We start from the raw sequence: 6,029 nt of genomic DNA, 5'->3' as shown, positions 1-6,029 counted from the left end.
CAATTACTCTCAGCTCATCTAACAATGCTCGCTTCGTTTTATGCTGTATTTTTAGTGCTTCTAGACGTTTTTTCCATACGTCTTGTTCTTGTAGTTTCGTTTCGTAAATATCTTTTACTTTTTTGAAGTGTTTTATAGCTTGCTTGTAGCGTTTGCGATTGCCGTTTTGGATAAGAAGACAGCCTTTGATCCAATAGTATTCAATAATTTCCCTCGGGTACTTGTCTATGAGTTTATCTGCCAAGTCATCAAAGTTTGTATAGGGAGATTCAAACGCTATTCTTCTAGTATCTAAAATGACTTCTAATATCTCCTCATACATTTCACTGTCATAACAAATTTCCAAGTAATCCTTTGTACTTTCTTTTTGAACAATTCCTATCATCTCATCTTGTACTTCTGCCCAATCTTCAGCTGAAAGGTGCTCTTTCATGAAATGGAAGTCTTCAGCATGGCTTTTACCGCGATAATCCGTGCGAAATGCTCGTATTAAAATGTTTTTTCCCTCTTCATAATCATTCTTCTGTTTAAAGTATATAAATGCGCGGTCACGTATTAGGTCAATATCTGATTGCTTCTGGAAAGCACGGTCTATTAAAGCTTGCAATTGATTCAGTTTCTCTTGCTCCGCATAGTAATCAAATAGAAATGCGAATAATTCTGTTTGTCTACCTTGTCCGTTCTCTACTCCTGCTTCTGCTACCTCAACTGCTTGATCGATTTGACTTTGTGACAGGTAATATGTTACTAAATCCCAATAGTCCATCCCATATTTTAAAGATTGTAAGCGCAACTCTAAATACGCTTCTCCATCTTGTAATTGATCTTTATAAATGCGCATAATAAGCGTTCGATTCCAATCACTAGGGTGTTTTTGAAGTAACTGAACCACATGCCTCCAATCCGAATCAGACTCACATATTTCATAGATTTTGTCCGTTAGCACATCATCAAATCCAGAATTACCGATTGCATATTGCGTAAACACTCTATTAATGAGTAACTTTTTCTCTTGAGTAGAAATCGAATACTGAGATAATACGTCCGTCATTTTCTCCAAATATTCATAAACATCATATTCAAGATGTTCAGGTCCACCGCCGTAATCGTTAAAGTCACTAATAATCGCTTCTGCTCTGTCCCAATATTCCCAAAGTAGCTTATTTGATACAGGTTCTTTCTTTTCAGTTCCCTTCTGTAATGCATACCATTCCATTACAGCCATATCAATATCCATATACTGATCTGCCAAATGCTTCACTAATGCAATCAATTCTTCTTTCTCTAATTCCTTACACAAATCTTGTAATGAGACAGCTTGCGCCATACCCTCACTCTCCCTCATCATTTCCACCATATATTACTTCCCCAGCAGCATACATCTCCAAAACCCCATTAACAAACGCCAAATCAAATTCCTCTGGATCAAATTCTCCGAGCCATTCTTCCATTCCTTCGTCTAGCTCACCTTCACCTTTTAATGCTGCTTGGATTTCGTTATACATGTAAATGCCTCCGCAATCTTCAGGTGGACACGCGCGCTTTCCTTTTTGACATGTAGGAACAGTAATCTTCTCATCAATTGGTAATATTTCCTCTAGTACTAGCTGGTGATCCCAATCATCACCGAAGTCATATGTATATACACATTTTTGTTTTTCTTCTGTTATTAATTCTCCTACCTGTGTTTCTTGTGCATCGTATGTTTCAACAGAAGGTGGGAAGAAATCAAATGAATCGTCTTGGATTTCAACATACGCATCTCCAGTGTCAAAACGATATAAATGAGAATTTTGCCATCCCATTACAATTTGAATAATGTCATGTAACTCTACAAATGTCATTTGATTATCGATCAGAAATCTTCTCCAAATCGGTGGGCGAATTCCCTTTAATGTAACTTTAAATTGATAGATAGCGGGTTTCACAGGCTTTCCCTCTCTTACTTTATCTATATCTTGTCCACCGACAAACTTTATAATTTCTTCTAAACGTTCCTTTTCAGCAGGAGGCATTACTCTCCAAAGATCAGTTTTTTTAATTTCCCCAATCAGATCTAATACGATTTTGTTTATCAACATATTGAAACACCTTCTTTTTTTCATAGCTTATAAAAGTCATTATAAACAATACACAAAATATATAGCCATCATGAACTCTCCACCAGATACACCACTTCCACTCTTGCCACGGTATCTTTTTTGCGCACTTTTATATGAAAATAATAGCATATTTCACCATGTTTATTTTGTTCCATATGCCACTCTACTTTTCCTTCAAAGCTAAATTGTTGGATTACAATTTATATTCATCTAAATAAAATGATATCGAACATTCTATCCAATATATCAGAGATTCGACGCAACATATCGACCAGCCGACAAATTCCGCCCCCCAACCCCAAATAAAAAAGAGGCCACCCCAACAGGCAACCTCTTCATAAAACATTAAACCAATAAAAACCCCCGCTTTAACGGATCTCTCGGATCCATTACAAATTGATGGAATCCTGTAATAAATGCCTGACCAGTCACTTTTGGAACAATTGCCTCGTACTCATCTACTTTTGTCACGGACAATACTTCTCCGATAAATTGTCCGTCAGTGATACATTCATGGATGAAACTTTCTCCCTTCTGCAAAGCACCCTTTTCAAAAAGAGTTGCAAGTCTTGCGGAAGTGCCTGTTCCACAAGGAGAACGATCTACTTGCCCATCAGCAAAAATGGTCACATTTCGTAACGTTGCATCTTTTTCATTTGGTTCATCGGAAAAGATAACGCCATATATTCCTTTTAAATCTTCTTCAAGAGGATGCTTTACTTCCATTTGACTTTCAACGTGATGTTTAATTTTCCCGCCCCACGTTTGAATGGTAGGTAAATCTTTAAAATTCACTTTTAAACCGAATTCTTTACTGTCGACAACAGCATAAAATGCTCCTCCAAAAGCAATATCTACTTGAAATTCATAGCCATCAATTTTTATAGGAACATCTTTTTTGTAAACAAAAGAAGGAACATTTTCAAATGATACGGATTCTACTTGGTTTCCACTATATGTTGCGTACGCAATCACCTCTCCTGCCGGGCTATCAATAATGAATTTTTGTTTTTCGCCTGTCACTTCGAACATGCCAGTTTCAATTCCTACTGTGACGACCGCAACAATTCCATGGCCGCACATTGTACTCCAGCCTTCATTATGCATAAACAATACCCCAAAATCAGCATGAGGACTTGCCGGCGGCGTAATGATACAACCATACATCCCATGATGCCCTCTCGGTTCATACATCAAAACTTCGCGAAGATGGTCCAAGTGCTCCATACAATAAGCTCTTCTTTCTAATTGCGTTTCCCCTTTTATCTCTGGCACTCCGCCTGTAATAATACGTAATGGTTCCCCCGCTACGTGTGCGTCAATTGTTGTGTATATTTTGCTAATCTTCATTTCTATCTCCTCCATGTTTGTATTTTAAAAGTGTCTTACTTTTTTATTAGCAAGTATCGTGCCAATGAATAAAGAAATGAATATTCTGTCATTTAGTTTACATTGCCTTGAAAAAGTTGTATCCTTTTAGCGACAAAACTGTCTACAAGTGTCTACTTTTGTGTACGACTTAAAGGGGGATTCTATGAAACAATTTGATTTTTTTGCGGGGCCTACTTTACATACATTACTCTCTTATGTAGAAGAAGCGATTTCTATCGTAAATACGCAAGGTGTGATGCTGTATTGGAATGAAGCGGCGGAAAAGATGTATGATATTAAGAAAGAAGAGATTATCGGAAGGAATGTTCAAGAGTTTTTCTTAAAAGAAGATATTATGAATTTAAAAGTTTTGAAAACAGAGCAACCGATTCGAGATATTTATCACTTCCCGCGGCCAGATAAGCATGTATTGATTAGTACAACTCCCATTTATGATGAAAATAACGAACTGATTGGCTCGATGTCTGTAGAAAAAGATATTACAGCAACGATTAAATTAAACGAAAAGTTATCCTCTACATCTGAAGAACTCCAGCAACTCAAACAACAAATGATTCAAAATAATCGAGACGATCCCTTCAGTAATATAAAAGGAAATAACTTGGCAATCCAGCATATCATTCACGACATGAAAAAGGTAGCGAAGACAGATGCGACGATTTTGATTACTGGGGAAAGCGGTGTTGGAAAAGAGATTTTTGCACAAGCGATCCACGAGGCGAGTTTAAGAAGTAAAAAAGCATTTATTCCGATTAATTGCGGTGCCATCCCGAATGCTTTATTTGAAAGTGAATTATTTGGTTATGAATCTGGTGCATATACCGGCGCTGCCAAAGGCGGAAAACCTGGAAAAATAGAATTAGCAGACGGCGGTACTTTATTTCTAGATGAGGTAGGCGAACTCCCACTTGATATGCAAGTGAAACTACTGAGAGCTTTACAAGAAAAAGAGATTTATCGAATCGGAGGACAAACACCGAAAAAAATTAACGTCAGAATTATCGCTGCAACGAATCGTATATTAGAAGATATGGTATTAAACGGAACGTTCCGGTCTGATTTATTTTATCGGCTCAACGTATTTACTGCCTGCATTCCGCCACTTCGGGAACGAACGGATGATATTTCTTACTTAGCTCATCATTTCTTCAGAGAATTTTCGTTCAAATATAACAAACCAACCCCTTTCGTTCATCAAAAGGCAACTGAGCGATTACATGCATATTCTTGGCCAGGTAACATCCGCGAGTTACGTAATTTCATAGAACGACTGATTGTTCTTCACGAAGGTAGCGAAATATACGAATCAGACATTCTCAAGCTACTGCCGCAAGCAAAATCTTTTTCAGAGCCCGTTAGCCAAGCTACACTTTCACTTACTGATGAAAGAGAAAGTCTAGAAAAAACACGCATTCTTCAAACGTTACAAAAGACTTATGGGAATAAAAGTGTTGCGGCGAAAAAATTAGGAATGTCACGGGCTAATTTGTATAAGAAGATGAAGAAGTATGAGATTACTTTTGATAAAACGGATATTTAATATATTAATCCCCGAATCATAGGCTTTTTTAAAGCGCCCTTTTATGGAATAACTGAGTAACTTCTATTAGCTGAGACTGAGGGACTACGGGGATACCTAATCAAATAGAAACCTTAGTTATTAACCGTATAAAAAACTCTGATTTTAAAAAGATCAGAGTTTTTTTAAATGATATGGTGATCCCTTATATAATAAAAAAAATTATGATAATTGCGCACTAACATTAATAATAATTACAACACCTAAAACTAGAATAATCCAAGTCCAATACTTATTTGGAATGAAAAATAATGAAGATTTATCTTTTATTTGAACTCTTTCTCCGGTTTGTTCATCGACGAATGTTCGTACACTATCAGATATAAACTTTTTAGTGAAAAAATAATTAATCATCGCTATAGATATAGTCGAAAATATTCCTTGCAAAATAAATCCAAGTTTATCTTCCGTGTTCACTTGCAAAAAACTAAAAAGGATTGCATTTATCATAAACCCTAAAATAAATGCTAAGGCTACTAACATTCCTTTACCTCTCCAAATAATCATTACAATGACTCCTTTCAATTTTTAAATAATGGGACATGCATATTACATTATATTAATTTATGGAGTATTAATCTATTTTAATGCTCTTTCAATCCGTTCTTTTGTATCCTCAGTCAAAAATGGCTTTAGAACCTTGTATTGCTCCTCAAAAATTCAATTTATTCCTTCATATTGGTGGAACCCCATGTTGCAAGAAATACTCAATCATGGTACACCACAAATCACACTTAAACATATCGAAACCAATAAAGAAGAGAAAAACAATATACTTGGTACATTTCAAATCTAACAGGGGTACCTCCACATCGCTATCAAGCTAAGCTCATACAACGTTAATTATTATAGAGGTTGTTTCTTTTTTATAAAGATTATGTGTAGAGAATTTAAAGATTTGCATACGAAATAAACCCTATCGGGTTTCATTTTTTTGAATTAAGCCGCTTGATTAT

General features: G+C 36.1%; 5 protein-coding genes and 2 pseudogenes. 2 read left to right on the top strand and 5 right to left on the bottom strand.

Annotation, left to right across the window (positions count from 1 at the left end; genetic code table 11):
* The 3 genes from AC1DIT_RS26805 to AC1DIT_RS26795 all read right to left on the bottom strand — a co-directional run.
* On the bottom strand, nucleotides 1-1,327 hold a 1,327-nt coding region (locus AC1DIT_RS26805), incomplete at its 3' end, for a hypothetical protein (protein ID WP_476998539.1).
* A gap of 4 nt (nucleotides 1,328-1,331) precedes the next feature.
* Entirely contained in the window at nucleotides 1,332-2,081 is a 750-nt protein-coding gene (locus AC1DIT_RS26800; protein ID WP_016113312.1) for a plasmid pRiA4b ORF-3 family protein, read from the bottom strand.
* Between the two features lie 366 nt (nucleotides 2,082-2,447).
* Nucleotides 2,448-3,452: a proline racemase family protein gene (locus AC1DIT_RS26795; RefSeq protein WP_016113311.1), complete on the bottom strand. Its 1,005-nt coding sequence runs from the start codon at nucleotides 3,450-3,452 to the stop codon at nucleotides 2,448-2,450.
* Between the two features lie 184 nt (nucleotides 3,453-3,636).
* Here AC1DIT_RS26795 and AC1DIT_RS26790 point away from each other — a divergent pair, with 184 nt between their 5' ends.
* Nucleotides 3,637-5,034 carry a sigma-54 interaction domain-containing protein gene (locus AC1DIT_RS26790; RefSeq protein WP_016132988.1) on the top strand — a complete coding sequence of 466 codons (1,398 nt, stop codon included), beginning with the start codon at nucleotides 3,637-3,639 and terminating at the stop codon, nucleotides 5,032-5,034.
* 201 nt (nucleotides 5,035-5,235) lie between these two features.
* Here AC1DIT_RS26790 and AC1DIT_RS26785 read toward each other — a convergent pair whose 3' ends face one another.
* Together AC1DIT_RS26785 and AC1DIT_RS26780 are read right to left on the bottom strand one after the other, a co-directional pair.
* Nucleotides 5,236-5,580, bottom strand: a complete 345-nt coding sequence (locus AC1DIT_RS26785) for a hypothetical protein (protein ID WP_016113309.1) — start codon at nucleotides 5,578-5,580, stop codon at nucleotides 5,236-5,238.
* Nucleotides 5,581-5,658: 78 nt separating this feature from the next.
* Nucleotides 5,659-5,733: pseudogene (locus AC1DIT_RS26780) on the bottom strand (YolD-like family protein); the annotation flags it as partial.
* A gap of 31 nt (nucleotides 5,734-5,764) precedes the next feature.
* Between AC1DIT_RS26780 and AC1DIT_RS26775 the strand changes: the two are divergent.
* Nucleotides 5,765-5,869, top strand: a pseudogene (locus tag AC1DIT_RS26775) (tyrosine-type recombinase/integrase); the annotation flags it as partial.
* Nucleotides 5,870-6,029: the final 160 nt, after the last annotated feature.

This window comes from Bacillus sp. 05T22 (assembly GCF_056396765.1).
The sequence above is the reverse complement of the archived record's forward strand: the minus strand, read 5'-3'. Positions and strand labels throughout refer to the sequence as shown.